The sequence below is a fragment of the Amycolatopsis sp. NPDC114478 genome, from assembly GCF_055633805.1.
The window spans coordinates 465,359-489,432 of sequence record NZ_JBVKDO010000004.1 but is presented as its reverse complement, the minus strand read 5'-3'; the positions used below and the strand labels follow the sequence as shown (position 1 = coordinate 489,432).

The window sequence follows — 24,074 nt, the reverse complement described above, 5'->3', positions numbered from 1 at the left end:
CTCGGCGGCGACCGTACCCGGTCCGCTGACGTGGGAAAACCTCGTGCGAGGAGGCAGGCATGGGCCGCATCCGGCGGCGCACGGTGCTCGGCGGCGCGGCCGCGGCCACCGTCGCCGGGTCGCTGACGGCCTCGTGCGCGGCCCCGGCGCGGAAGGGGACGATCGAGGACGTCCGCCACGTCGTGGTGCTGATGCAGGAGAACCGGTCGTTCGACCACTACTACGGCACCATGGCCGGCGTACGCGGCTTCGGCGACCGCGCGGCACTGCGGGACGTCTTCCGCCAGCGCGGCAAGGGCGCGCCGGTGCTGCCGTTCCGGGTCGACACGTCCGTTGTGGACGGCCAGGACCTCGGCGAGCTGCCGCACGACTGGAACAGCACACACCGCGCGTGGAACGGCGGCGCGTACGACGCCTGGGTCGCCGCGAAGAGCCCCATGACGATGGGGTACTTCACGCGCGACGACATCCCGTTCCAGCGCGCGCTGGCGAGTGCGTTCACGCTGTGCGACCACTACTTCTGCTCGATCCAGGGCCCGACGCAGCCGAACCGGCTGTTCCACTGGACCGGCACGATCGACCCGGACGGCGTCGCCGGCGGCCCGGTCACGCACAACTTCCCGGACTACGAGCCGTCGTTCCGCTGGACGACCTACCCCGAACGGCTCGAGTCCGCCGGGGTCACGTGGCGGATCTACGCGAACGACGAGGAGCGCGGCGTCCCCGAGCACTTCGTCGGTGACTACGGCGACAACCCGCTGTGGCTGTTCCAGAACTTCCACGACTCGCTGTACTCGATGGACCCGGCGAAGCAGCGGCTGGCCGAGCGCGCGAACCTGCGCACGAAGCTGCTCCCCGACTCGGGGAAGGGCAAGGACCTCGACCACGTGCTGGCCGAGTTCCTCGCCGACTGCGCCGCCGGGACGCTGCCCGCGGTATCGTGGGTCGTCGCGCCGTACGGCTACTGCGAGCACCCCGCCGCCCGCCCGGTCGACGGTGCCGCGTACCTCCAGCGGATGCTGAAAGCGTTGTGGGACAACCCTTCGCTGTGGGAGTCGACGGTCGTCTTCGTCAACTACGACGAGAACGACGGCTTCTTCGACCACGTCGTCCCGCCGACGCCGCCACCCGGGACCCCGGACGAGTACCTGCCGGGCAACCGGCCCGAGAGGGGCGGTGCGTCCGGCGCGCCGCTGCCGATCGGGCTGGGACCGCGCGTGCCGATGACCGTCGTCTCGCCGTGGAGCCGCGGCGGCTGGGTGAACTCGCAGGTCTTCGACCACACGTCGGTGCTGCGCTTCCTCGAGACGTGGACCGGGGTGCGCGAGCCGAACATCTCGGCCTGGCGCCGGGCCATCTGCGGCGACCTGACCAGCTGTTTCGACTTCCGCACCCACGACACGACCATCCCGCTGCTGCCGGACGCGGAGGCGTTGCGCGCCGCCGCCGACCGGACGCAGCCCCGGCTCCCGAAGCCCGGGCTGGGGCCGGGCGCGCTGGTGCAGGACCCCGGCACGGCGAAGGCGCGCCCGCTGCCGTACCAGCCGGTCGCCTGGGTCACGGCCGGGCCGGGCGCGCTGAGCCTGCACCTGGCCAACCACGGGACGCAGACACTGCAGCTGGCCGCGTACGCCTACCACGCGGGCGGAACGTCGCAACGCTTCGACGTCGCCCCGAAGACCGAGATGACCGGCGAAGTCGCGTACGCCGAGTCGTACGACATCGCCATCCACGGCCCGAACGGCTTCGTCGCCGAGGCCTCCGGCAAAGCGGGCCTCGACGCCTCCGTCGCCTTCACGCCGGCGCCCGCGCTGCGCGTCACAGTAACCAACAGCGGTCCGGCGCCGGTCGCGCTGAACGACGTCACGATCGCGCCGGGGGCCTCGCACGACTACCCGGTACCGACGCGGAACGGCTGGTACGACCTCACCCTGGAGGCCCCGGGGTGGCGCCGCCGCTTCGCCGGCCACCTGGAGGATGGGCGCCCTTCGCGAACCGGTCCCTAGCGCAGGGCGTCCAGCGCGAACGCGGCGAGCATCGCGACGCCGCTCGGCATCGCGTCCTCGTCGAAGAGCACGCGGTTGGAGTGGTTCGCGGCCGCCTCGGCGGGGTCGACGCCGGGCTGGCACGCGCCGAGGAACGCGTACGCGCCCTGGACGCGTTGCAGGACATAGGAAAAGTCCTCGGCGCCCATCAGCGGGTCGGCGAGCAGCTCGACGTTGTCCGGGCCCAGCACCTCCGCGCCGAGCCGCAGGACCTCGGCGGCGACGCGGTCGTCGTTCACCGTCACCGGGTAGCCCGGCTCGACGTCGGCGACCACGCGGCAGCCGTACGCCGCGCCGACCTGCTCGCACACCTTGGGCAGCTCGGCGCGGACCAGCGCGCGCGTCTGCTCGGACAGCGTGCGGATCGTGCCTTCGAGCTCGGCGGTCTCCGGGATGATGTTGGTCGTCGTGCCGGCCTGGATCCGGGTCACCGAGAGCACGGCGGGGTCGAACACGCTGACCCGGCGCGTGATCATCGTGTGCAGCGCCCCGACCATCGCGGCGGCGGCGGGCACCGGGTCGATCGTGTGCTGCGGCGCCGAGCCGTGGCCGCCCTTGCCGGTGACGCGCACGTGGAACGAGTCCGCCGACGCCATCAGCGGGCCCGGCCGCACCTGCAGCAGCCCGCTGCGCGCGTTGGCCAGGATGTGCACGCCGAACGCGCGCTCGACCCGCGTCCCGGCGGCGTCGAGCACGCCTTCGTGGATCATGAAGCGAGCGCCGTGGTGGCCCTCCTCGCCCGGTTGGAACATGAACACGACCGAGCCGGCCAGCTGATCCTTGCGCTCGGCGAGCAGCCGGGCCGCCGACGCCAGCATCGCCACGTGCGTGTCGTGCCCGCACGCGTGCATCGACTCTTCGTCCTCGGACGCGAAGTCGAGCCCGGTCTCCTCGGTCAGCGGCAGCGCGTCCATGTCGCCGCGCAGGAGCACCGCCGGGCCGGGCCGGGCGCCGCGCAGGACGGCCGTCAGCGACGTCGTGGCCTTGCCTTCGGTGATCTCCAGCGGCAGGCCGTCGAGGGCCTCCCGGATCGCCGCCTGGGTGCGCGGCAGGTGGAGCCCCTGCTCCGGGTGGCGGTGCACGACGCGCCGGAGCGCGACCGTGCGGTCCTGCAGCGCCCGCGCGTCGTCGAGGAGGCCGGCGAACGGCGTGCCGGGCAGGGTGGGCAGGTCAGTGGGGCCGGTCATGGTCCCGATAGTGCCCCATGCGGCGCTTCGGGCGCACCGTGCGTGCGTTCGGTCGAGCGGCGGAATACGGTGTGCGCATGGCGGTGGATGAGCCGGTCACGGGCTTCGCGGTAGCCGTGGTCCGGGAAGACGGTCGATGGCGGTGCAGCGCGCTCGACCCGGGGGCGTTGACCGAGCTCGACGCGGCGATCACAGAACTGGGCAAACTACGTTCCACCGGCGCGTCCTTCGGGCTGCTGGCGGTCGACGACGAGTTCTTCGTCATCGTCCGCCCGAGTCCACGGGGGCCCTCGCTGCTGCTCTCGGACGCGGCGGCGGCGCTGGACTACGACATCGCGGCGGACGTCCTCGACGTCCTGCGCGTCGATCCACCGGACGAGGAGGACGACTCCGTCTGGCCCGAGGGCGACCTGGCGATCCTCGCCGACCTCGGGCTGCCGGGACCGGAGCTGGAGGTCATCGTCGGCGAGGTCGACCTCTACCCGGACGAGCAGCTGCAGATGGTCGCGCAGCGGTGCGGGTTCGGCAGCGAGTTCGCCAAGCTCCTGGACGAGCTCTGAGACGGCTGTCCGACACCGAGGCCGTGGAGGCCGCGCTGGAGGCAGCGCGGGCTCCGGGCGCGGACGTGCCGATCGGGGCGGTCGTGTTCGGCCCCGACGGCGTCCCCCTGGCGGCGGCGCGCAACGCGCGCGTCGAGCTGGGCGACCCGACGGCGCACGCGGAGATCCTCGCGCTGCGCGCGGCAGCGGCCGTGGTCGGCGACGGCTGGCGCCTGGAGGGCTGCACGCTGGCGGTGACGCTGGAGCCGTGCACGATGTGCGCGGGGGCGCTGGTGCTGGCCCGCATCGCGCGGCTGGTGTTCGGGGCGTGGGAGCCGAAGACGGGCGCGGTGGGGTCGCTGTGGGACGTCGTGCGTGACCGCCGTCTCAACCACCGCCCGGAGGTCCACGGCGGGGTGCTTTCGGCGGAGTGCGCGGCTGTCTTGGAGACGTACTTCGCTACGCGCCGCTGATTTTTGGGTACTCCTCCGGTATGACGATGAAGCACAAGATCCAGCAGGCAATGGGCAGTGCTCGCGAGAAGGCCGGCGAAGTGACCGGCAACCGCCGTCTGCAGGCATCGGGCCGGGCGCAGAAGCGGTCGGCCCAGTTCCGCTCGGCGGTCGGCGACGTCCGGGTGCGAGCGGGTCGCGCGGTGCGGGAGGCGCAGGTCAGGCTCCGGTCGGGCCGCCGTATCGACCCCTCGTGAGGCAGCGGCCGGCCCTCGGGTATTGTTCTCGGCGGTGGCGTGTCCGAGCGGCCGAAGGAGCACGACTCGAAATCGTGTGACGGCTAATCCCCGTCCGTGGGTTCAAATCCCACCGCCACCGCTCTCGAACCGCCCGGTGACCTTCAGGTCGCCGGGCGGTTCTGCGTTGCGCGGACCACGCCTCCGGTGACGCTTGACTTGAAGGGCCCTTGAAGTGTGACCGTGGTCGGCGGAGCCGATCACCAGGGAGCACACCATGAAGGTCCTCGTCACCGGGGCCACCGGCAACACCGGCCGGCACGTCGTCCGCGGACTCCTCGACCGCGGCGTCGACGTCCGGGTCCTCGTCCGCGATCCGGCCAATGCCCCCGGAGGAGAAGTCGTCCAGGGTGACATCAGGGACAACGCCGAGGCCGCCGAAGGGGTCGATGCCGTCTACCTCGTCTGGCCCTTCTACTCCTCCGAAGGAATCGACAAAGCCGTAAAACCCTTCAAAGACAAGAAAATCGTCTACGTCTCGTCGGCGGCCGCCGAGGATGGCGGGTTCTGGGGTGATGTCGAAGACGCCGTCGAGAACGTCACCGATGACTGGACCTTCCTCCGCGTCACCGGACTCGCCACCAACACCCTCGGCTGGGTCGAGCAAGCCGGAACCGGCAAGGTCCGAGCCCCGTACGGACAAGCCAAACGTTCCCTCGTCCACGAAAAAGACGTCGCCGACATGGCGATCAAAGCCTTCGCCGAAGACCACGCGAAACAGATCTACCTCGTGACCGGACCGGAAGCCCTGACCCAGGCCGACCAAGTGACGATCATCGGGCAGGCGATGGGAAAGCCCGTCCGCTGGGAAGAACAGCCCGAGCGGGAAGCGATAACGCAATTGGGCGAAGAATTCGCGAAAAGCGCCCTGCCTTACTGGGCCTCGCTGGTCGATGATCCGGAGCCTGTCTCGCTCGACGTTCCGAGAGTCACCGGGCATCCCGCGCGGTCCTTCGAGGAATGGGCGCGGGAACGGTTCAGCTGAGCTCGACCGCCGGTGCCGTCAGCGGCTCCAGTTCCGCCGCCAGCGTGGACAACGACGCGACCTGCGCGGACACCGTCCGCAGCACTGCTGTGCAGGTCGAACTGACCGTGCTCACCACCTCGGCCGAACGGTCGCCCGCCAGGACTGCCGTCACCGACGTGGCGGCCGCCGAGGCCAGCTCGCACACCTGTGCCGCCGTCGAGACCGCCAATGCGTCCAGCTCCGAAGCGATCCGGGCGCCCAGCGCCGCTGTCGCCGCGGCTGCGCGGGCCGCGGCGCCGTACTGACCGTCCACTGTGTCCGCCCAGATGCCGAACGTCTCCGCGCTGCCGCCCGTCTCCGCGTGCTCGACGCCCGCGCGGAACTCCGCCGATGCCGACGTCACCAGCAACGCGCCCGCGTCGACCGCCGAAGCGGACGTGCTGATCGACGTCGGTGCGCAGTCCAGGTGGCGCAGGGCCGCGACCGGGTCCGGGGCGCCGATGCGGCCGGCGGCCTCGCGCAACGACGCCAGCGAAGCGGCCGCCGATGTCAGCGCCGGGTGCTCGAACACCGGAGACGTCACGGCGCCACCGCGATGCGGCCGCGGAAGCCGGTGCTGCGGGTGCTCTCCGCCGCCATGCGCAGGCGGCCGGCCAGGTCGGACGTCGCGTCGCCGAGGACCCGCGCGTCCGCCTCGCGGGCCGCCAGTGCCGCTGACCAGCGGGCCGCCAGCTCGCGGGCCTGCGCCGAGATGCCGAACGGCGTGGAGTCGACGCGGGCCTCGGCGAACCTCCCCGCTGCCTTGTCGTCGGCGGCCGTCGCCTGGTCCAGCAGGTCAGCTGCCGTACGCAGCCGATCCGGGTCGATCCGCGAGCCTCTGCCTTCCGGCATGGGGACCTCCGTCGTCCAAGGGCGCTCACCCGATCGTGGAAGATCTTGCCTCATGCCCCCGAGTCGCCCGCATCGCGGTGACCTGCGGCGTTGACCGTGTTCCACCAAGTGGACGTCTTGACCGCAGGGCGGGAGGAAGAACACCATGAGCGCATGCCCGCCACCTCGGAAAGCACGCCTGTCCGGTGGCACGGCCGCGCCTCCAAGCGGTCGGTCGGGGAAGGCACCGTGGAGCTCCTGCTGCGCCGCGGCCGCCTGGGCTCGCCCCCTGCCTGACGCGAGCCCGGCGTCCGAACCCTCCCGAAAACCCTTGGAGCACAACCATGTCCGTAGACCTGCCTGCCCGGATCCAGCTGCGGGAAGCCGTCACACCCCCGGACGGCCTCCTCGAAGGCCCGCGCGTCCTGCGCCGGAGCGAAAGCGAACCGTACGAACTCCTCCGGATCCGCCCGCTCGGCCGGGTGATCGGCGCCGAGATCGACGGCGTCGATCTGCGCGAGCCGCTCACGCCCGAGCTGCGCGAAGAGCTCAACCGCGCCCTGCTCGAGTGGAAGGTGCTCTTCTTCCGCGACCAGGACATCACGTCGGCGCAGCAGCGCGCGTTCGCCGCGAACTGGGGCGAGCTGGAGACCAACCCGTTCATCCCGAAGGGTGACGACGACGTCGTCACGCGCTTCGAGCGCACCGCCGCCATGCCCGGCTACGAGAACATCTGGCACGTCGACGTCACCTGGCGGCCCGACCCGGCGCTCGGCTCGGTGCTGCGGCTGATCGAGGTGCCGCCCGTCGGCGGCGACACGCTGTGGGCCGACATGGCCGCCGCCTACGACAACCTGCCCGAAGACGTCCGCGCCCGCATCGACGGGCTCACCGCCGTCCACGACTACCTCCCCGGGTTCGACCGGTTCTCCGATCCCACGCTGCTCGCGCAGTGGCAGGACGAGTTCCCGCCGGTCGAGCACCCGGTGGTCCGGACGCACCCGGAGACCGGGCGGCGCACCCTGTTCGTCAACCAGGCGTTCACCACGCACATCGTCGGCATGGACCGCGACGAGAGCGACCGGCTGCTGCGGTACCTGTTCCTGCAGGCCCACACGCCGGAGTTCCAGGTCCGGTTCAGCTGGCGGCCGAATTCGGTGGCCTTCTGGGACAACCGCGCCACGCAGCACTACGCGGTCAACGACTACCACCCGCACGTCCGGATCGCGGAGCGCGTCGCCATCGCGGGCGACCGGCCGTTCTGACCCCTAGCCTGGGGCCATGACCGATGAACCCCAGGCAGTGGTGACCGGTTTCCTGAGCGCCCTTGAAGACCTCGACATCGACCGCGCGCTGACGTTCGCGGCGAGCGACATCGTGTACCAGAACGTGCCGTTGCCGCCCGCTCGCGGCGTCGCCGCGGTCGAGAAGCAGCTGCGTCTGATGGCCCGCTTCGGGTCCGGGTTCGAAGCGCGGACGCACCACATCGCCTCGGACGGCAACGTCGTGCTCACCGAACGCACCGACGTGCTGCGCCGCGGCGCGTGGGAAGCGGAGTTCTGGGTGTGCGGCACGTTCGAGGTCGAAGCCGGCCGGATCGTGCTCTGGCGCGACTACTTCGACTGGACGACGGTGCTGGCCGCGAGCGCGAAGGGCGCCGGGCGGGTCGCGCTCGCCGGTGCGCGGACGCTTCTCGGCCGCTACAAGGCGAAACAGGCTGTGCGCTAGATCCGGTGTTCGCCGCGGTCGTGGTCCCGAAGGTCCACGACCGCGGCTATCCCCAGCACCAGCACGAACACGCAACTGAGAACAATCAGCCCCCACATGATGGTTCTCCCTCCCCCACGTGTTCGTGCTGGTCGAGAGCTGTCGAGGAGTGGTCTGTGCCACTTTTCCGGCGGCTCTCGCAGACCGTACCGCCGCTTCACGCGGGTTGTTCCCGGTCTTAGGGAGCATTTAAGGCAGATGCGCCGGATGGGTGACAGGAGCACCGCGTCCTGTAACAGCTCGCACGCGATCAGTTATGTGCCAACGCTTACCGATGCTATTCCGTCCCGGATGGAGACGGACGTCGAGCGCCGGGCCGAAAGATCCGCGACGTACTGCAGGACTTTGCCCGCTTCGTCCCCGGCGAGCGGTACGCACTCGTTGTCGGCGTTGCGCCGCACCGGGATCAGCTCGAGGCGGGGTTGGTCGCCGAACATGCAGCCGGCCAGCAGCCCGTCGACGTGGCGGCCGCGCATCGCCGGCCAGTCGAAGACGAGGTTGCCGAGGCTGTAGAGGATCGGGCGGCCGCGGTAGACCTCGACGGCCTGGATCGTGTGCGGCCCGTGCCCGGCGACGAGGTCGGCGCCGGCGTCGATCGCCGCGCGGCCGTAGGCGACCTGGTACTCGGCCAGTTCGGCGCCCGGCAGGCCCCAGTGCATCGAGACGACGACGTGGTCGTGGGCCGCTTTGGCCTGCTTGACGTCGGCGACGAGCCGGTCGAGGTGCTCGGGCACGGGTGTCGTGCGCACCAGCGGCGGCCGGCCCGGGATCTCCGCGACGCGCGGATCGGGCTGGTAAGCCGTGGTCGCAAACGCTTGCGCGACGCCGGGAAAGTCCAGATGCGAGCCGTAGGGGCGAAGTGACGTGTACGCGAGGAAGGCGACCTTCTCCCCAGCCCGTTCGAGCACCGCGGGCGCGTGCGCGGCGGCGAGGTCCGGGCCCGCGCCGCAGTGCGCGATCCCGACGTGGTCGAGGACCGGGAGGGTGGTCAGCACGGTGAGGTCGTTGGCGCACGAGACGACGTCGATGCCGCCCGACGTCAGCGCTTCGGCCATCGCCGCGTCGAGGGGGCCTTCGAGGTTCGCGAACCGGACGTCGGCGCCCTTGAGCAGCGGTTCCAGCCGCTCGAACGCCGTCGACGGCGTCGCGCGGCCCTGAACATTGACGTCTCCGCCGAGTACCAGCGTGATCACGAAACCTGCTCTGCCGAACGAGTGACGACGAAAGTAGTTGTTACGAATCGTTGCATCTTTGTCTTCCTCCTCCTCACTTGCCCGGGGGACTATGCCACGACTGTTCAAGCACAAAGGGGACTCAGGGTGACCAAGACCCACAGAGGCAAGGCCGCGCTCACCGCGGCCGTCGCATCCGGCCTCGTACTCGGCGGGGTGACCGCACCGGCCGCGCTCGCCGCGCCGAGCGCCGACGCGGTGATCGCCGAGGTCTACGGCGGTGGCGGCAACTCCGGCGCCACGTTGACCAACGACTTCGTCGAGCTCGCCAACCACGGTACTGCGGCCGCGAGCGTCGACGGATTCAGCGTCCAGTACCTGTCCGGCTCGCCGAGCGCGTCCAGCACGTGGCAGGTGACGCAGCTGGCCGGCAGCGTCGCGCCCGGTGGGCGTTACCTCGTCGCCGAGGGCAAGGGCAGTGGCGGCACGGTCGCGCTGCCCACCCCGGACGCGACCGGCGCGATCGCGATGTCCGCGACCGCGGGCACGATCGCCCTCGTCTCCGGCACCACCGCGCTGACCTGCAAGACCGCCGCGGACTGCGCCGCCGAGCCCCGGATCAAGGACCTCGTCGGCTTCGGCGCGGCGACCGTGCGCGAAGGCGCCCCGACGGCCGCGCCGTCCAACACGACGTCCGTCGCGCGCGCCGCGTCGCTGGCCGACACCGACGACAACGCCACCGACTTCGCCGTCGGCGACCCGACCCCGACGAACACCAAGGGCGAGACGACCGGCGGCGGCACCCCCGGCGACCCGGGAACCTCGGCGAAGATCCACGACATCCAGGGCACCACGCGCATTTCGCCGTTCAAGGACAAGAAGGTCAGCGACGTAACCGGCGTCGTGACGGCGACCCGCACCTTCGGCTCGTCGCGCGGCTTCTGGCTCACCGACCCGAACCCCGACAACGACCCGCGCACCAGCGAGGGCCTGTTCGTGTTCACCGGTTCGACCAGCCCGGCCGTCGCGGTCGGCGACGCGGTGACCGCGACCGGCACCGTCCGCGAGTTCTACCCGGACGCGCCGGCGACGTCGAACTACCAGTCGCTCACCGAGCTGAGCAGTGCACAGTGGACGGTCGGCTCGCACGGGAACGCGCTGCCCGCGCCGACCGTGCTGAACCCCGACACCGTGCCGACGACGTACGCGCCGTCCCCCGGCGGCAACATCGAGCCGCTTACGCTGGAGCCCACCAAGTACGCGCTGGACTTCTGGGAGTCGCACGAGAGCGAGATCGTCCAGATCAGCGACGCGCGGGTCGTCGGCCCGTCGAACTCGTTCAACGAGCTGTACGTGACGTCCAAGCCGGACCAGCACGAGTCGGTCCGCGGCGGCAGCGTCTACCTGGGCTACGACCAGCTCAACAGCGGCGTCATGAAGGTGTCGTCGCTGATCCCGTTCGACCAGCGGCCGTTCCCGAAGCTCAACGTCGGCGACGTGCTGACCGGCACCACCTCGGGCCCGGTCGAGTACAGCAACTTCGGCGGCTACACGCTGTTCGCCAGCGTGCTGGGCACCGAAAAGGACAACGGGCTGCAGGCCGAGACCACGCGCAAGCAGCGGTCGGGCGAGCTCGCCGTCGCGACCTACAACGTCGAGAACCTGGCGCCGAGTGACCCGCAGGCGAAGTACGACCGGCTCGGCGAGGCGATCGTGACGCACCTCGCGACGCCGGACATCGTGAACCTGGAAGAGATCCAGGACAACACGGGCGCGACCGACGACGGGACCGTCGCGGCGGACCAGACGCTGCAGAAGTTCACCGACGCCATCGTCGCCAAGGGCGGCCCGCGCTACCAGTGGCGCTCGATCGACCCGGTGAACGACCAGGACGGCGGCCAGCCGGGCGGCAACATCCGCGTGGCGTTCCTGTTCAACCCGGCGCGGGTGTCCTTCGTGGACCGTCCGGGCGGGACGTCGACGACCCCGGTCGGGGTCGTCCGCGAGCACGGGAAGACGCACCTGACGGCGTCGCCGGGCCGCGTCGACCCGGCCAACGACGCCTGGACGTCCAGCCGCAAGCCGCTGGCCGGCGAGTTCGTCTTCAAGGGCCGCACGGTGTTCGTGATCGCCAACCACTTCAACTCCAAGGGCGGCGACCAGCCGACGCACGGCCGCTTCCAGCCGCCGGTGCGCAGTTCCGAGGTGCAGCGGGCGAAGCAGGCGACGGTGCTGCGCGGGTTCGTCGACTCCCTGCTGGCGTCGGACAAGAGCGCGAACATCGTGGTGGCCGGTGACCTGAACGACTACCCGTTCTCGCCGGCGGTCCAGACGCTCACCGCCGGTGGCGCGCTGAAGGACCTGATCGCGTCGGTGCCGGAAGCCGAGCGGTACAGCTACGTGTTCGAGGGCCAGTCGCAGGTGCTGGACCACATCCTGGCGTCGAAGGCGCCGCGCGGGGTGGACTACGACGTCGTCCACATCAACGCGGAGTTCGCCGACCAGGCCAGCGACCACGACCCGCAGGTGGTCCGGTTCCGGCCGGGTTCGGGCAACGCGATCCAGGACGGGCTCAACGACCTGCTCGACTACCTGGAGCAGCTGCTGGGCAAGTACTTCCCGTAAGCCAGTACCCGGAAAGGCCACCGTCGGGCGTTTTGCCCCGATGGTGGCCTTTTCCGTGCCTGCTCCAATGGGTGACTATGGAACCACGCAGCGTGGACGGCCGTCTCACCTCGGACGGACCACAGGGGAGGGTGTGTGGACGGGTATGCGGTGAAGGTCGACGAGCTGGGCAAGCTTATCGGCGACCTCGGCACGGCGGCGGGGCGGATGGCCGACGCCAACCGGAAGCTGGGCGGCGGCGGGGCGTTCGGCTCGCTGGGCACGGCCGGCTTGGGTCAGGCGGGCGTCGAGTTCGAGCAGGCCTGGGGGTACGGCATCGGGCGGCTCGGCGACGCGGCTTCGGACATCACCGAGCGGCTGAAGCAGGCGAAGGCGAAGTACGAGCAGATCGAGGCGGAGTTCGGCGAGGGGTTGTCGAAGTTCGGCTCCGCGGTGCTGGGTCCCGCGGACGACGGGCAGACCGGCGGCCGGCGGGGGACGTACCCGACGGCCGGACAGCCGATCGGCGACGTGCTCGGCGACGACGGCATGGTCGGCGGCGGCGCGACGGGTGGCATCACGGGCCTCCTGGACGGACTGGACCGATGAGCACCCGCGACTTCCCGGCCCTGGGCTTCGACCCCGCGCCGGGCGAACTCGACGGCGTCACCGACCTGGCCGGCAAGTACCGCGCGGTGAGCACCGACCTCACCGAGGCCGACGACGCGCTGCGGCAGATCGTCCGGAAGCAGGGCATCTGGCAGGGCGACGCGAGTGAGGCGTTCGCGCGCCGCATCGGCCCGCTGCCGCAGTACCTCGAGGGCGCGGCGAGGTCGATGGGCTCGGCGGCCGACGCACTCGAAAAGTGGTCTCACGACCTCGGTGACCTGCAGAAACGGGCAACGGACCTGGAGGCCCGCGCGGAGGCGGCGGCGAAGGCGGCCGAAGCAGCGCGAGCGAACCCGGACCTCGCGCTGGCCAACCGGACGTTCCCGGACCAGCAGTCCCTGCAGATCGCCCAGCGGTTGCTGGACAACGCGGGCCGGCAGCTCCAGACCGCGATCGACGGCTGCCAGAACGTCCAGGACGCGGCGAAGCAGCTCCAGCAGGAGCACGCGGAGGCGGCGGCCCGGGTCGCGGAGGCGCTTCGGAAGGCGAAGGAGCTGGCGCCGGAGGAGCCGGACGTCCTCGACAAGCTGAGCGACGCCGTCGGCGGGGCACTTGTCGACTTGTCGAACACCCTCGCCGATGGGGTGGACCAGGCTTGGGACTTCGTCCAGGACCACGCCGAGGTGATCTCGAAGGTCTCCGACGTGGTCGGCGACCTCGGCAACATGCTCGGGATCGTCAGCGACTTCGTGCCTGATCCGGCTGGCATGGTCGTGGGGGCCATCTCGGCTGGCCTGGGAGTCGCGGCCTTGGAGGGGCACCTGACCGCGAAAGCCGCGGGCGCCGACGTGGCCCCCGAAACGCTCACGTTCGATGCGCTGGGCGCGGTCACGTCCATCGCCGGGGTGGTTCCGGGAGTGCCGGAGTCGGCGGCCAAGGCGATCACCTTTGCGGGATACGGATTGCTGGGGGAACAAGCGGGCGGAGAACTCGCCGCCGATGCCATGGGTAAGAAGTTCGAGGGACCGATCGGCGACTTCAACAACTACTGGGTGCCGAAGAGCGCCGCGCAAGTAGTCGAGATGAGGCTCTCGTGGGCGGGCGTCGCGGCTTGGAACGCCATGGACGCCGGGGAGCAGGCCGACAACGCGCCGGAGCGGCGTCGTGCGCGGGCGGAAGAAGAGGTGTGGAACTGATGCCTCTGCAGATCGATCTACCGCCCGGGTTCGCCGGCATGCCGGTCGGCGCCGACGACAAGATGAACCGCGGCTACGCGTGGACCGTCGCCGAGAACGCGGCGGCCGGTGCCGGGAAGTCCGTCGAGGAGTTCGGCAGCTACCTGATGGCCCTGGTGCCCACCATGCAGGCCAACGGCATCCGCGTCTTCGGCAAGTTCGCGGTCGGTCCTCGTCAGGGAGACGTCGCCACCCTGACGCTGGGCGTGGCGCACTGGCCGGAAACCCCGCCGGGGAACCGCGAGGCGCTCGTGGCGGCCTTGGCCGAGCAGTACCGGAGCCGGCACAAATGTGCGGTGGTGCAGCCGGTGCACCTCCCGATCGGACCGGCGATCGTCGCCATCAGCGGGGGCGAGTTCCACCTGCCCGGCCAGGACGTGCGCCCCCAGCTCAAGGCGGAGTACCAGATCCCGCTCCCCGACGGCCGGTCGGTGGTGATCCTTACGGCGGTGGCGGAGTCGGAAGACGCCTGGCCGGCGATCGCCGAAGCGACCGCGAAGGTCGCCTGGAGTCTCCGCGGTAGCGAGGCGGCACGGTGACCACCGAGATGAGCAATGCGGTCGGGCCCTGGATCTTCTTGCTCACTGTTTGGGTCTTCGGGAGCGCTTTCGCTCTCGTGGTGACGGTGACGATCGTCCGGCTGATGCGACGAGGGGAGCCACGCGAACAGCAGTTGAACCGCTTGGCTGCCCGGCTTGACGGCCGGAGCCGCGTCACCATCCGGAGGGTGGAGTTCGGCGTCGCGGAGGCCGATCTCCGCTGGATGGCGCAGAGCCGGGGCTACTCCATGATCGACCGACGGTTCGGCAGGTACTACGAGTTCGTCTTCACACGGCACCAGGGGAGGCCATGAACAACGAACAGCTGATCGAGGAAATGCGTTGGCAGCTCAAGCAGATCGAAGACCGCAAGGCCGAAAACCAGCGCCTCCTCGCAGCGAGTGAGCACACCACCCGGTTGGTCACCGTGGTGGCCGGTCCCGGTGGGATCGTCAGCGAGGTGCGACTCGCGCCCGAAGCCATGCGACTCGACGCCGGCACGCTCGGCCGGACCATCACCGCCGCCATCCGGGAGGCCGTCACCGGACGCGTTGCCACGCCGCCGCAACGCAAGCCGGTGCCCGTCGACGAAGACGCGCCCTATGACACCGTCTACGACCTCTAAGCCGGCGGCTGGTCTCCCCGCTTCGACGCCGCCCGCTTGGCGCGCCAGCCCAACGCGAGCACCGCCTGCACCAGCTCCTGGTAACTGGGCTTGACCTCCTCGAGGTACCGCTCGAGGTACGCCGGACGCGCCGTCGCGATCGGGTGGGGCTCGTCGCCCGGGTCCAGCCACAGCAGGCCCTGGATGTTGTGCAGCGCCATCTTCCACCAGCGCGTCGCGCGTTCGGCCGCTCGCCTCTCGCGTTCGGTCGCCGCCTCGATCGCGGCCTCGGCCTCCTCGATCTCCGCTTCCAGCGCCTCCGCGCGCTGGAGCTCCCAGTCGCGCAGGTTCTCCGCCGAGCCGCGGGACAGGGCGATGATTTCCTTGTACCGCATGGCCGCGGTGGCGCCGTCGTCGGTCACTGGAGGTTCTCCGGGCGCTGGAACGGGATGATCACTTCGGGGGCGCCGTGGGTCGTGCGGTCGAAGAACAACGCGCGGCCCGGACGCGGGGACCAGTGCACCACCTGGCCGGCCGCGAACGGCGACAGCTCGTTGCCCTGGACGTCGAGCGCCGCCCACGTGCCGATGTCGTCGGTGCCGGCGAACCCCAGCGTGTCCTTCAGCCGGGCGATGCTGCGCCACCAGCCGATCGTGTGGATGCCGTGCCCCGGCCCCTGTTTCAGCACCACGCGCAGGTGGTCGAGGCCGCTCTTCAGCTGCCCCACGGCCTTCGTCTCTAAGGCAGGCAGGGCCGCGTCGACGCCGTACAGGAGCAGGATCTTCGCGCCGCCCGACATCGCGCCCGTCATCGACTCGAGCACGCCGGTCAGGTCGTCGACCAGCGTCGCCGCGTGGCCGTCCGCGCGCAGGCGCTCGGTCAGCTCCAGCGCGGCCGGGGCGCACGCCTCGATCGGGCAGCTCAGCAGGAACTCGACCTCGCCGGGTTCGTACTGCCGGGACAGCGAGCGCGCCGCCGAGTCCATGATGGACAGTGCTTCGGCCGTCGCCGACCCGAGCACTGCGACGTTGCGGCCCGGCGCCCGCGGCAGGTCCACCCCGCAGGCCGTCTCGGTCACGTCGATCGACTGGCCCAGCAGCGCCCGTGGCTTCGAGTTCGTCTTGAGGTCGAGGTACGCCGGGAACTGTTCCAGGACCGGCGAATGCGCGCCGTCGAACAGGCGCGGCCGCGGGAAGTACCCCGCGTACGCCTCCCACAGCCGGTGCTGCAGCCGGACGAAGACGTTCTTGCTGCTCGCGTCCGGGATGTGCGCCAGCTGGTTGCCGTGCGCGACGCCGGAGTCGTGGTTGATCACCGCGTGCCACTTCGGCGCCGACACCGCCGCGTTGTTCGCCTCGGCCAGCACGCGCCGCGCCTTCGGCATCGCGATCCGCAGCGTGCACTGCTCGAACACCGCCGGCTTGCCCCAGAACGCCTCGATGCCGGCGACGTCCTGACTGGCCAGCACCAGGTGGATGCCCTGCGACCGGCCGCGCCGCGCGATGTCCTCCAGCAGCTGGGTCGCCGCCGCCGTCACCTGGTCGCGGCCCGCGAACAGGTACTGGAACTCGTCGATCACCGCGACGATCCGCGGCCAGTGCCCGCCCGGGTCGGCTTCGCGCAGGTCGGCGAGGTTGGTGACCTCGTGCTCCTTCGCGGCCGCGGACCGGCGCCGCAGCTCGTCGGCCAGGAACCGCAGCAGCGCCAAGCCGAACTCGCGGTCGGTGTTGACGTTGACGCCGACGAGCCGCGCGTGCGGCAGCCAGCTCGCGTCCTTGCGCCCCGGCGCCAGCCCGGCGAACGAGACGCCTTCCTTGAAGTCCAGCAGGTACAGCGCCAGCTCGTCCGGGGTGTACCGCGCCGCGAGGCTGCCGAGCAGCGCGTACAGGAAGTTCGTCTTGCCCGAACCGGACGGTCCGCCGATCAGGGCGTGCGGGCTCGCGTCGCCGATGACGACCTCGACCGGCTCGCCCTCGAAGAACCCGACCGGCGCCCGGAGTTCCCGCGCGGAACTTTCGTGCCCGAGCTCGGCCGGGAGCAGGTCGTCGAACGACCGCGGGCCGCCCTGCTTGGCGATCAGCGCTTCCGCGATCTTGGAGACGGCGCGGATCACCTGCCCCGACGGCAGCGGCGGGTCGAGCGCGACGGTCAGATCGGTCCCGGTCATGCTGCTGATCGCGTGCCGGTCGTCGATGAGGCTCAGCGTTTCGACGGGCGCGCTCACCGCCGTCGGCACGTCGACCATGATCAGGCAGATCCCGGCGGCCAGCGCGCCGGTCGCGACGCGCTTGAGGTCGCGGGCGCGTTCCGGTTCGAGGGTTTCGCCGTTGCCGTACAGCACGACGACGCGGTACGGCTCGCTCCGCTGCCCCGTCTTCTGCCGCATTTCCCGCAACGACGTGTATCCGGCGGACATGCAGCTGGCGTGGATGCGGCGGATGTGCCCGGCCAGCTCGTCGAGGAGGTCCTCGAGCCGGCCCGGGTCGTACAGCGAAAGCGCGCTGGTGCGGCTGAGCGGGTAGAGGTCGGGCAGGATCGCGGTCAGCTGCCCGATGTCCCACAGGTGCACACGCACCGCGCCGGCTTCGAACGTCGAAAGCATGCGGAGCAGCAGGTTCTGCACGATGCCGTCGATGGTGGGCCGCGTCTTCGGCGCCGACGTGATCGCCAGGTGCGACTCGTCGAGGAGCGGCACGGCGACGTCGAACGTGCGGGTGGCGTCACTGCCCGCGGCCGTCGCGGATCCGACGCGCCACAGGCCGGGCGAGGTGAGGCCGGCGTTGTGGCCGACGCGCCCGAGCCACTCGCCCGGCGGCAGCCCGGCCGGGCCCGGCGCGTTCTGCGAGACGAGCTCGCGCAGCATCGACGGACCTTGGCTCCAGTCGGTGTAGAAAGCGCTTCGCGCACTCCCCAGCGCGCCGAAGACTTCGTGCGCCGCCGGGTGCTTGGACCACTCGTTCTGCTGCTCGGTGGTGGCGTGGTTCATGCCGACCTTGACGATGGCGCGTTCCAGCTCGAGCTTCGCGAGGTCGGCCTCCGCGGCTTGGCGCGCACCGGCCGCCGCGCCCAGCACCAGTCCGATCTGGTGGCGTACCCGGTCGAGCGCGGTTTCGACGCGGTTGCGTTGTTCGGCTGCCCTGTTGGCCATCGGCGTCCCCAAAAACGGTGTCCCCTGCAAGGATTACAAACGCGACCGGTATCCGCTCACCAGATCTTCCGCGGAGGCCAGGCGGCCGAGGAGCTGGTCGAGCCCCTCGCCGGCCTGTGCGTACTGCGAAGGGAGCCAGGGATCGGCCTTGGCCTGGGCGTCCACGAGAGCCTGTCGTGCTTCCCCGAGCAGGCTGGTGGCGCGCTCGGAGTGGGCTCGCGCGTCGGCGAGCCCGGTGACGACAGCGGTGAGCAGCTGGTGGAGTTCGGCGAGCGTCATCCCGCTAGAGACGCGCCGAGTAGGAGTCGGCGGAGGAAATGCTCGCTTGGACGGTGCTCTGCAGACCGTTGATGCCCTGCAGGGCTTCCGCGAGCAGACCGTGGGCCTGGCTCACTTCGTGCTGGCTGCTGCCTTGGGTCGCCTGCGACAGCGACTGCTGCGCTTCTTCGAGAGACTGCGCTGCTTGTTGCAGAGCGGCGATGCTCGCGGACGCCTTTTCGTTGGCGAGAGCGATGCCAGCGCGGATCTCTTCGACTCCGGCCATCGGGCCTCATACTCCTCGGAATCGGGGTGGTTGAGAGGGGGACTTCTATTGAAACAGATCCAACGACTGAGCGTGATCATCTGATTGTGCGGAGTGATCGCGATTGCTAAATCGACAAGGCCCCGGACGTGGGAACGTCCGGGGCCAGACCGATCACGGTGTGTGCTGGGGGTGGCCCGGCACCACAACCGCGCGCGAAACGTCGTTGGCCAGCGCTGTCGCAGGTCAGAGCGGTTTTCGTGCCACTGCTGGCCTTTCTGGAAGCGTCGGGCTTGGTTCGGGGTGAGACTAGCGCGACCGGAGCAGCGGGCTGCGATCAGCCCCGCCGGTAACTCCCTGTGGGCGCACGAATTTGTCCGTCAGTCTGTCGAAGACATTTCACCTTCCGGCCGGTGGCTTGCTCCGACCGGCGGCACGGCACTAGGCGGTTCGCCCCGGAACGACGAAACGCCGGGCGCGTGGCCCGGCGTCTCGACTGTTCAACGGCGGAGGATACAGGATTCGAACCTGCGAGGGCGTGAACCCAACACGCTTTCCAAGCGTGCGCCTTAGGCCGCTCGGCCAATCCTCCGCGGGAGACGATACCGGATGGCTCCGGTCTCCCGTGCAGGTGGGTCAGCTCGTGACGTCGGCCACCACGCAGGTGATGTTGTCCGGGCCGCCGCCTTCGTTGGCCAGGCGGATCAGCTCCGGGATGACTTCGGCCGGGTCGGGGATCGAGTCCAGGACGTCGCGCATGGTCGCTTCGGTCACTGGGCCGCTCAGGCCGTCCGAACACAGCAGGTACCGGTCGCCCGGCCTCGCCTTGAACGTCCAGATGTCGGGCTCGCTGGAGCCCGTGGTCTGCAACGCTTTCATCAGCAATGACCGCCGCGGGTGGGTCGCCGCGTCCTCGGCCGCGACCCGGCCGTCCTCGACCAGCGCCTGCACCAGCGTGTGGTCGCGGGTCAGCCGGCGCAGGTCGCCCTTGCGCAGCAGGTAGCCGCGGGAGTCGCCGATGTGGGCCGCGGCGAACTCGGCGCCGTCGAACATCAGCGCCGTCAGGGTCGTGCCCATGCCTTCGGTCGTCGGCTCGTTGGACGCGACCTCCGCCAGCCGCTCGTCGATCGACTTGACCACTCCGGTCAGCGTCGCCGCCAGGTCGACGTCTGTAAGGTCCATTCTCCGGAGGTCGACGTCGAGCTCGCGCAGCACGTCGACCGCGGTCGCGCTGGCGACTTCGCCGTGCGGCTGGCCGCCGATGCCGTCGGCGACGGCGAGCAGGCGGGAACTCGCGTACAGCGAGTCCTCGTTGACCTTGCGGCGCCTGCCCACGTCCGACCCCGCGGCGTACCGCAGGACGTACCGATCGTGTGTCATGCCACCCATGAAAGCATTGGTTGACTGAGTTCACAAGCAACTCGGCTGAATGGAGCACCCTCCGATAGAGTGCCCGCCATGGACGACGACGCCACGGTCAGCGCGGCCGACATCGCGCGGCTCGCCGGGGTCGGCCGGGCCGCCGTGAGCAACTGGCGCCGTCGCTACCCGGACTTCCCGCCGCCGGTCGGCGGCACGGCGTCCAGCCCGTTGTTCGGCCTGTCCGCGGTCGCCGGCTGGTTCCGCGCCCGCGGCAAGAAGTTCGAGCTGTCCGCCGGCGAACGCGCGTGGCAGCGCCTGCGCGCGCTGGGCGACGACCTCGACCTGGCCGAGCGCGTGAGCCGCGCCGGCGTCTTCTTCGCCTTCCAGGCGGGCATCCTCGACACTTTCGACAGCCGGCTCGACGACCCCGAGCTGATCACCCTGCTCAGCGAGATGACGCACCGGGCGGGCCCGCTCGAGTCCTTCGAACTGTTGTGCCGCCGGTACTTCGAGGCGCATTCGCGGCGGTTGTCGGCTACGCCGGAGCCGGTCGCCGAGCTGATGGCCCGGCTCGCCGGTCCGGTGTCGACGATCCTCGACCCCGCCTGCGGCTTCGGCGCGCTCGCGCTGGCGAGCGGCGCGAAGACCGTGCTGGGCCAGGACAGCGACCCGATGACGGCCTCGATCACGACGCTGCGGCTGCGGCTGCGCGGCATCGAGGCCGAGGTTCACGCGGTCGACGCGTTGCGCGAAGACGCTTTCGCCGGCCGGACCGCGGAAGCCGTGTTGTGCGATCCGCCGTTCAACGAACGGGCCTGGGGACACGACGAGCTCGTCGGCGACGCGCGCTGGGAGTACGGCCTGCCGCCGCGCGGCGAACCCGAGCTCGCCTGGGTGCAGCACTGCCTCGCGCACGTCGAACCCGGGGGGACGGTGGCGATCCTGATGCCGGGCGCGGCGGCCGGGCGGCGCAGCGGCAAACGCATCCGCGGCAACCTGCTGCGCGCGGGCGCGGTCCGCGCGGTCGTCACGCTGACGTCGGCGGGGCCCGACCTCTGGCTGCTGCGGCGGCCGGTGCCCGGGCAGCGGCCGCCGTCCACCGTGCTGCTCGCCGAGGCGGGCGACGATCTGTCCACAGTGGACGAACTGTGGCAGGAGTTCCTCGAGCGCCCCGAATCCGGCGTCCGGATCATCGACCTGCTCGACGACGACGTCGACCTGACGCCGGCCCGGCGCCGCGGTCGTGACGAGGACCTCGGCCAGGCCTTCCAGGTGGTGCACGGCCGGTTCGCCGAACTGGCGCCCCGGCTGCCACCGCTCGAAGCGGCCGACGGCGAACCGGCGTTCACGACGATCGGCGAACTGGTCAAGTCCGGTGTGGTCGAGGTCAAGCACGCCGCTCGCACCGACGGCGAGCACCCGATCGCCGAGGAGGGCGACGTCGTCGCCTCCGTGACCGGGATCGCGTACGTCCACAGTGGAGCGTCGGCGCCGGTGGGGGCCGGCCTCACCGTGTACCGCGTCGACGCGGACCGGCTGGACGCGGACTTCCTGGCCGGCTGCCTGCGCGCGGCCGACCTGCCTGCCGCGTCGGCGTCGACGCGGATCGACGGCAGGCGCGTGCGGATCCCGCGCGTGGCGATCGACGTCCAGCGCGAGTACGGCGAGGTCTTCCGGCGCCTGGCCGAGTTCGACACCGTCCTGCGCCAGACGGCGGAAACGGGCCGCGAGCTGGTCCGGCTAGGCTTCGCTGGACTTGTCGAGGGACGGCTCAGGCCGGGCCATTAGGGGAACGGATGCTGATCGCCGACCGCTACGAGCTCGACGAGCTGCCGCTCGGCCGCGGCGGGATGGGCGCGGTGCACGGCGGGCACGACCGCAGGCTGGGCCGACGGGTGGCGATCAAGCTGCTCAGGCTGCCGGGCCGCGACGAAGAGCTCGAAGCCCGCTTCGCTCGCGAAGCGCGGATCTTGGCGACGCTCGACCACCCCGGCGTACCGACGTTGTACGACTACGGCACCCACGACGACCGGTTGTTCCAGGTCATGCAGTTCGTCGACGGCGTGACGGTGGCCGACCTGCTCGCCGAGCACGGGCCGCTGCCGGTGGCGTGGGCCGCGGCGATCGCGGCGCAGGCGTGCGCGGTGCTGGCCGCCGCGCACGCGCTCGCGGTGTGCCACCGGGACCTCAAGCCGTCCAACCTGATGCTCGGGCCGGACGGCGGGGTCAAGGTGATGGACTTCGGGCTCGCGGTGCTGCGCGAAGCGGACGCCGCGCAGTTCACGCGTGCCGGCCAGCTGCTGGGAACGCCGTCGTACATGGCGCCGGAGCAGATCCAGCGCGGCGGCGCCGAACCGCGCAGCGACCTCTACGCGCTGGGCTGCGTGCTGCACGAGATGCTCACCGGGCGGCGGCTCTTCGACGGGCCCACCGCGTACGCCGTGTTCGAGCGGCAAGTCAAGGAACTGCCGCCGCCGGTGCCCGGGGTGCCGAAGCCGCTCAACGCGCTGCTCACCGAGATGCTGGCGAAGGACCCGGAAGCCCGGCCGCCGGGCGCGGCCGTGCTGTACGAGCGGCTGGGCGCGTTCGTCGGTGCGCTGCCGCCGCTGCCGGGGTTCCTGGTGCCGCCGTCGGTGCCGAGCCCGGGCCGGATGTACGCGCGGATGCTGGGGCGCGTCAGCGGCTGAGTGCCGCCCGCCGCTGGTCGGCGAGCGGCAAGCCGCGCTGCTGGACGCGGTAGTAGGTCGTGGCGTTCTGCACGGCGATGCTGACGCCGATGGTGAGCGCGATCGACGCGGAGGTCAGCGGGCCGGTGATCCCGAGCGCGGACCCGAGCGCGACGAGCCCGACCCGCACCCCGATCGTGAGCACCCACAGCCCGATGGTGATGGCCGAGCCCTTCTGGAAGGTCGTACCGTCGCGCTCGGTGAGCGTGGTGGTGGTGCTGCGCAGGACCCCGAGCCCGGCGAGCACGACGAGGTCGACGGCGAGCAGCCCGAGTTCGGCGGCCGAAGCGCCGGGGAGCGCTTTCGCGGAGGCAAAGCCCCCGACGGCGACCAGTACCAGCGGCATGACCGTCAGCGTCCGGCGGTCGAGCAGCGTGCCGCGGACCTGCTTGTAGACGACCCGATAGAGGACGTAGGCGGCGATGGCCACGTAGAGCAGTACGTTCGCGGCGCTGGGCATGTCGGGGCTCCTTGGTTGGCGAGGTGCCTCCAGCTTCGGCGAACGGCGGTCCGGTTTCGTCGGCGTGGGGATCGGGTCTGGGTTGATCCGGAGGTCAACCCACGGGTTGAGGCGCTTCTGCCCAAATCGTGACCTTCCTGGACGAACCTCGACCGGGTGACCCCCGTCTTTACGGGTGTCCACAAGCGATGATCGAACAACTGGGGGTTACGGATCGTGAAGAGGCTTTTGGCGGGAGCGGCCGCGCTGGCCACCGCGTTCGTGCTGGCAGCCTGCTCCGGGGGTGGGGCGGCGACGCCGAACGCCGGGGGCGGGGCCGTCGCCGCGGCCGGGACCGCGGGTGGGACGCCGACCACGTCGAGCAGCAGCGCCGCCCCGACCACGACGACGACCAGTGCCACCCCGACTCCGACGCCGTCCACCACGAAGCCGGCGCCGACCACCAGCGCCAAGCCGAAGCCGAAGCCCAAGCCGGCCGCTCCGGCGAGCGACCCCGGCGTTCCGTGCGCCGCCGCCGCGGCTTCGGCCGGGACCGCCGCCTGCGTCGACCTCTCCGCGCACAAGGCGTGGATCCTGCAGGGTGGCACGGTCGTCTACGGGCCGGTGCCGATGCTGCCGGGCCGCAAGGGCTTCGCGACCCCGACCGGCACGTTCCACGTGCTGTCGAAGGAGAAGGTGCACCTGTCGAAGGAGTTCGACGACGCGCCGATGCCGAACTCGGTCTTCTTCTACCCGGGCGACGCCTTCCACACCGGCAGCCTCTCGGTCTACTCGCACGGCTGCATCCACCTGTCGGCGGGCGCGTCCCTGAAGTTCTTCAACACCTTGCACGTCGGTGACGTTGTCCAGGTCGTTCCGTAACCGGTACCGGACAGCTACGGACAGTAGATCACAGTAAGGTAAATTCACTCAGACGAGTGCAACTGGCCCCCCTGTTCAGGCGATAAGTGATCGCTTGGGAAGGGGGGC

The 24,074-nt window shown here is 70.8% G+C and carries 26 protein-coding genes and 2 tRNA genes; 17 read left to right on the top strand and 11 right to left on the bottom strand.

Going from position 1 to position 24,074, the window contains the following annotated elements; translation table 11 throughout:
- The first annotated feature begins 59 nt into the window (after window positions 1-59).
- Entirely contained in the window at window positions 60-2,006 is a 1,947-nt protein-coding gene (locus ACZ7OH_RS15060; RefSeq protein WP_470281309.1) for a phosphocholine-specific phospholipase C, read from the top strand.
- Here ACZ7OH_RS15060 and ACZ7OH_RS15055 read toward each other — a convergent pair.
- Window positions 2,003-3,232: a M20 metallopeptidase family protein gene (locus tag ACZ7OH_RS15055; protein WP_470281308.1), complete on the bottom strand. Its 1,230-nt coding sequence runs from the start codon at window positions 3,230-3,232 to the stop codon at window positions 2,003-2,005. The genes ACZ7OH_RS15060 and ACZ7OH_RS15055 overlap by 4 nt on opposite strands.
- A 77-nt stretch (window positions 3,233-3,309) precedes the next feature.
- On the opposite strand from ACZ7OH_RS15055, the gene ACZ7OH_RS15050 reads away from it, so the two are divergent.
- The 5 genes from ACZ7OH_RS15050 (at window position 3,310) to ACZ7OH_RS15030 (ending at window position 5,504) form a co-directional block, all read left to right on the top strand.
- Window positions 3,310-3,792, top strand: coding sequence for a tRNA adenosine deaminase-associated protein (locus tag ACZ7OH_RS15050; RefSeq protein WP_372671697.1), 483 nt, complete (start codon window positions 3,310-3,312; stop codon window positions 3,790-3,792).
- 23 nt (window positions 3,793-3,815) lie between these two features.
- Entirely contained in the window at window positions 3,816-4,244 is a 429-nt protein-coding gene (locus ACZ7OH_RS15045) for a nucleoside deaminase (protein WP_470281307.1), read from the top strand.
- Window positions 4,245-4,264: 20 nt separating this feature from the next.
- Window positions 4,265-4,480, top strand: a complete 216-nt coding sequence (locus ACZ7OH_RS15040) for a CsbD family protein (protein ID WP_470281306.1) — start codon at window positions 4,265-4,267, stop codon at window positions 4,478-4,480.
- Between the two features lie 33 nt (window positions 4,481-4,513).
- Window positions 4,514-4,601 (top strand) — tRNA-Ser (locus ACZ7OH_RS15035).
- A 135-nt stretch (window positions 4,602-4,736) separates the two neighbouring features.
- A complete protein-coding gene (locus tag ACZ7OH_RS15030) occupies window positions 4,737-5,504 on the top strand; it encodes an SDR family oxidoreductase (protein WP_470281305.1) in 768 nt (255 codons plus the stop codon).
- Here ACZ7OH_RS15030 and ACZ7OH_RS15025 read toward each other — a convergent pair.
- The gene (locus ACZ7OH_RS15025; RefSeq protein ID WP_470281304.1) at window positions 5,497-6,069 is read right to left on the bottom strand and encodes a hypothetical protein; all 573 of its coding nucleotides are present in this window, start codon (window positions 6,067-6,069) and stop codon (window positions 5,497-5,499) included. The two genes, ACZ7OH_RS15030 and ACZ7OH_RS15025, sit on opposite strands and share 8 nt — an antisense overlap.
- Window positions 6,066-6,377, bottom strand: coding sequence for a hypothetical protein (locus tag ACZ7OH_RS15020; protein WP_470281303.1), 312 nt, complete (start codon window positions 6,375-6,377; stop codon window positions 6,066-6,068). Before ACZ7OH_RS15020 ends, ACZ7OH_RS15025 begins: the two co-directional genes overlap by 4 nt.
- 323 nt (window positions 6,378-6,700) lie before the next feature.
- Here ACZ7OH_RS15020 and ACZ7OH_RS15015 point away from each other — a divergent pair, with 323 nt between their 5' ends.
- Together ACZ7OH_RS15015 and ACZ7OH_RS15010 are read left to right on the top strand one after the other, a co-directional pair.
- Complete coding sequence (locus ACZ7OH_RS15015; protein WP_470281302.1) at window positions 6,701-7,621, top strand: TauD/TfdA dioxygenase family protein; 921 nt, start codon at window positions 6,701-6,703, stop codon at window positions 7,619-7,621.
- Between the two features lie 16 nt (window positions 7,622-7,637).
- Window positions 7,638-8,084: a limonene-1,2-epoxide hydrolase family protein gene (locus ACZ7OH_RS15010; protein ID WP_470281301.1), complete on the top strand. Its 447-nt coding sequence runs from the start codon at window positions 7,638-7,640 to the stop codon at window positions 8,082-8,084.
- 293 nt (window positions 8,085-8,377) lie between these two features.
- Here the strand turns inward: ACZ7OH_RS15010 and ACZ7OH_RS15005 are convergent, their stop codons facing one another.
- Window positions 8,378-9,316, bottom strand: coding sequence for a CapA family protein (locus tag ACZ7OH_RS15005; RefSeq protein ID WP_470281300.1), 939 nt, complete (start codon window positions 9,314-9,316; stop codon window positions 8,378-8,380).
- Window positions 9,317-9,442: 126 nt separating this feature from the next.
- On the opposite strand from ACZ7OH_RS15005, the gene ACZ7OH_RS15000 reads away from it, so the two are divergent.
- The 6 genes from ACZ7OH_RS15000 (at window position 9,443) to ACZ7OH_RS14975 (ending at window position 14,907) form a co-directional block, all read left to right on the top strand.
- Window positions 9,443-11,920 (top strand): endonuclease/exonuclease/phosphatase family protein, encoded by a 2,478-nt coding sequence (locus ACZ7OH_RS15000; protein WP_470281299.1) that lies wholly within the window; start codon window positions 9,443-9,445, stop codon window positions 11,918-11,920.
- Between the two features lie 135 nt (window positions 11,921-12,055).
- A complete protein-coding gene (locus ACZ7OH_RS14995) occupies window positions 12,056-12,508 on the top strand; it encodes a hypothetical protein (protein ID WP_470281298.1) in 453 nt (150 codons plus the stop codon).
- Window positions 12,505-13,704: a putative T7SS-secreted protein gene (locus ACZ7OH_RS14990; RefSeq protein WP_470281297.1), complete on the top strand. Its 1,200-nt coding sequence runs from the start codon at window positions 12,505-12,507 to the stop codon at window positions 13,702-13,704. Before ACZ7OH_RS14995 ends, ACZ7OH_RS14990 begins: the two co-directional genes overlap by 4 nt.
- Window positions 13,704-14,282 (top strand): hypothetical protein, encoded by a 579-nt coding sequence (locus ACZ7OH_RS14985; RefSeq protein WP_470281296.1) that lies wholly within the window; start codon window positions 13,704-13,706, stop codon window positions 14,280-14,282. Before ACZ7OH_RS14990 ends, ACZ7OH_RS14985 begins: the two co-directional genes overlap by 1 nt.
- Entirely contained in the window at window positions 14,279-14,596 is a 318-nt protein-coding gene (locus tag ACZ7OH_RS14980; protein WP_470281295.1) for a hypothetical protein, read from the top strand. The genes ACZ7OH_RS14985 and ACZ7OH_RS14980 overlap by 4 nt, the downstream gene beginning before the upstream one ends.
- Complete coding sequence (locus ACZ7OH_RS14975) at window positions 14,593-14,907, top strand: YbaB/EbfC family DNA-binding protein (protein ID WP_470281294.1); 315 nt, start codon at window positions 14,593-14,595, stop codon at window positions 14,905-14,907. The genes ACZ7OH_RS14980 and ACZ7OH_RS14975 overlap by 4 nt, the downstream gene beginning before the upstream one ends.
- On the opposite strand, the gene ACZ7OH_RS14970 is transcribed toward ACZ7OH_RS14975, so the two are convergent.
- The 6 genes from ACZ7OH_RS14970 to ACZ7OH_RS14945 all read right to left on the bottom strand — a co-directional run bounded on the left by ACZ7OH_RS14970 (window position 14,904) and on the right by ACZ7OH_RS14945 (window position 19,937).
- A complete protein-coding gene (locus ACZ7OH_RS14970) occupies window positions 14,904-15,308 on the bottom strand; it encodes a hypothetical protein (RefSeq protein WP_470281293.1) in 405 nt (134 codons plus the stop codon). The two genes, ACZ7OH_RS14975 and ACZ7OH_RS14970, sit on opposite strands and share 4 nt — an antisense overlap.
- On the bottom strand, window positions 15,305-18,034 hold the full coding sequence (locus ACZ7OH_RS14965; RefSeq protein ID WP_470281292.1) for an FtsK/SpoIIIE domain-containing protein: 2,730 nt from the start codon (window positions 18,032-18,034) through the stop codon (window positions 15,305-15,307). The genes ACZ7OH_RS14970 and ACZ7OH_RS14965 overlap by 4 nt, the downstream gene beginning before the upstream one ends.
- Window positions 18,035-18,067: 33 nt before the next feature.
- Complete coding sequence (locus ACZ7OH_RS14960; RefSeq protein ID WP_086677304.1) at window positions 18,068-18,313, bottom strand: hypothetical protein; 246 nt, start codon at window positions 18,311-18,313, stop codon at window positions 18,068-18,070.
- Between the two features lie 4 nt (window positions 18,314-18,317).
- Window positions 18,318-18,578 carry a hypothetical protein gene (locus ACZ7OH_RS14955; RefSeq protein WP_086677306.1) on the bottom strand — a complete coding sequence of 87 codons (261 nt, stop codon included), beginning with the start codon at window positions 18,576-18,578 and terminating at the stop codon, window positions 18,318-18,320.
- Window positions 18,579-19,064: 486 nt separating this feature from the next.
- Window positions 19,065-19,149 (bottom strand) — tRNA-Ser (locus ACZ7OH_RS14950).
- A gap of 44 nt (window positions 19,150-19,193) precedes the next feature.
- Window positions 19,194-19,937, bottom strand: a complete 744-nt coding sequence (locus ACZ7OH_RS14945; protein ID WP_470281291.1) for a PP2C family protein-serine/threonine phosphatase — start codon at window positions 19,935-19,937, stop codon at window positions 19,194-19,196.
- 78 nt (window positions 19,938-20,015) lie between these two features.
- On the opposite strand from ACZ7OH_RS14945, the gene ACZ7OH_RS14940 reads away from it, so the two are divergent.
- Both ACZ7OH_RS14940 and ACZ7OH_RS14935 read left to right on the top strand, forming a co-directional pair.
- Complete coding sequence (locus ACZ7OH_RS14940) at window positions 20,016-21,707, top strand: HsdM family class I SAM-dependent methyltransferase (RefSeq protein WP_470281290.1); 1,692 nt, start codon at window positions 20,016-20,018, stop codon at window positions 21,705-21,707.
- A gap of 8 nt (window positions 21,708-21,715) precedes the next feature.
- Window positions 21,716-22,606 carry a serine/threonine-protein kinase gene (locus ACZ7OH_RS14935; RefSeq protein WP_470281289.1) on the top strand — a complete coding sequence of 297 codons (891 nt, stop codon included), beginning with the start codon at window positions 21,716-21,718 and terminating at the stop codon, window positions 22,604-22,606.
- Here the strand turns inward: ACZ7OH_RS14935 and ACZ7OH_RS14930 are convergent.
- A complete protein-coding gene (locus ACZ7OH_RS14930; RefSeq protein ID WP_470281288.1) occupies window positions 22,596-23,105 on the bottom strand; it encodes a hypothetical protein in 510 nt (169 codons plus the stop codon). The genes ACZ7OH_RS14935 and ACZ7OH_RS14930 overlap by 11 nt on opposite strands.
- 216 nt (window positions 23,106-23,321) lie before the next feature.
- Here ACZ7OH_RS14930 and ACZ7OH_RS14925 point away from each other — a divergent pair, with 216 nt between their 5' ends.
- Window positions 23,322-23,966, top strand: coding sequence for a L,D-transpeptidase (locus ACZ7OH_RS14925; protein ID WP_470281287.1), 645 nt, complete (start codon window positions 23,322-23,324; stop codon window positions 23,964-23,966).
- Window positions 23,967-24,074 lie beyond the last annotated feature (108 nt).

Coding starts and splice junctions, on each gene's coding strand:
- ACZ7OH_RS14930 (WP_470281288.1), bottom strand. CDS start 23,105: ATGCCCAGCGCCGCGAACGTACTGCTCTACGTGGCCATCGCCGCCTAC.
- ACZ7OH_RS15040 (WP_470281306.1), top strand. CDS start 4,265: ATGACGATGAAGCACAAGATCCAGCAGGCAATGGGCAGTGCTCGCGAG.
- ACZ7OH_RS15015 (WP_470281302.1), top strand. CDS start 6,701: ATGTCCGTAGACCTGCCTGCCCGGATCCAGCTGCGGGAAGCCGTCACA.
- ACZ7OH_RS14985 (WP_470281296.1), top strand. CDS start 13,704: ATGCCTCTGCAGATCGATCTACCGCCCGGGTTCGCCGGCATGCCGGTC.
- ACZ7OH_RS14935 (WP_470281289.1), top strand. CDS start 21,716: ATGCTGATCGCCGACCGCTACGAGCTCGACGAGCTGCCGCTCGGCCGC.
- ACZ7OH_RS15020 (WP_470281303.1), bottom strand. CDS start 6,377: ATGCCGGAAGGCAGAGGCTCGCGGATCGACCCGGATCGGCTGCGTACG.
- ACZ7OH_RS15030 (WP_470281305.1), top strand. CDS start 4,737: ATGAAGGTCCTCGTCACCGGGGCCACCGGCAACACCGGCCGGCACGTC.
- ACZ7OH_RS14965 (WP_470281292.1), bottom strand. CDS start 18,034: ATGGCCAACAGGGCAGCCGAACAACGCAACCGCGTCGAAACCGCGCTC.
- ACZ7OH_RS15050 (WP_372671697.1), top strand. CDS start 3,310: ATGGCGGTGGATGAGCCGGTCACGGGCTTCGCGGTAGCCGTGGTCCGG.
- ACZ7OH_RS14960 (WP_086677304.1), bottom strand. CDS start 18,313: ATGACGCTCGCCGAACTCCACCAGCTGCTCACCGCTGTCGTCACCGGG.
- ACZ7OH_RS15060 (WP_470281309.1), top strand. CDS start 60: ATGGGCCGCATCCGGCGGCGCACGGTGCTCGGCGGCGCGGCCGCGGCC.
- ACZ7OH_RS14955 (WP_086677306.1), bottom strand. CDS start 18,578: ATGGCCGGAGTCGAAGAGATCCGCGCTGGCATCGCTCTCGCCAACGAA.
- ACZ7OH_RS15010 (WP_470281301.1), top strand. CDS start 7,638: ATGACCGATGAACCCCAGGCAGTGGTGACCGGTTTCCTGAGCGCCCTT.
- ACZ7OH_RS14945 (WP_470281291.1), bottom strand. CDS start 19,937: ATGACACACGATCGGTACGTCCTGCGGTACGCCGCGGGGTCGGACGTG.
- ACZ7OH_RS14990 (WP_470281297.1), top strand. CDS start 12,505: ATGAGCACCCGCGACTTCCCGGCCCTGGGCTTCGACCCCGCGCCGGGC.
- ACZ7OH_RS14940 (WP_470281290.1), top strand. CDS start 20,016: ATGGACGACGACGCCACGGTCAGCGCGGCCGACATCGCGCGGCTCGCC.
- ACZ7OH_RS14975 (WP_470281294.1), top strand. CDS start 14,593: ATGAACAACGAACAGCTGATCGAGGAAATGCGTTGGCAGCTCAAGCAG.
- ACZ7OH_RS15055 (WP_470281308.1), bottom strand. CDS start 3,232: ATGACCGGCCCCACTGACCTGCCCACCCTGCCCGGCACGCCGTTCGCC.